The sequence below is a fragment of the Vibrio sp. DNB22_10_4 genome (genome assembly GCF_052879755.1).
In genome coordinates this window covers 1-266 of the sequence record NZ_JBNNXW010000076.1, presented here as the reverse complement: position 1 = coordinate 266, position 266 = coordinate 1, and the positions used below count along the sequence as shown (strand labels likewise).

Sequence of the window (266 nt, the reverse complement as noted above, 5' to 3'; positions counted from 1 at the left end):
GTAATGCCGCCCGCGTGCGACAGATCTGGCTGCAGGATCGACACCCCGCCTGCCTCCAGCACGCGCTTGAAGTCGAAGCGCGAGAACATGCGCTCGCCGGCGGCAATCGGCAGATGGGTCTGCGCGGCCAGACGGGCGTAGGTCTCAGCCTGTTCGGCCAGAACAGGCTCCTCAATAAAGAGCGGGCGATACGGCTCCAGCTCCTTGATCAGCACCTTGGCCATCGGCGCAGACACGCGGCCGTGGAAGTCGAGCCCGAACTCAAC

Annotated in this window: 1 protein-coding gene; it reads right to left on the bottom strand. The window is 65.0% G+C overall.

The window, feature by feature from the left end; all coding sequences use genetic code 11:
- On the bottom strand, window positions 1–266 hold a 266-nt coding region (locus ACVA6Q_RS24720; RefSeq protein ID WP_446649232.1), incomplete at both ends, for an enolase C-terminal domain-like protein.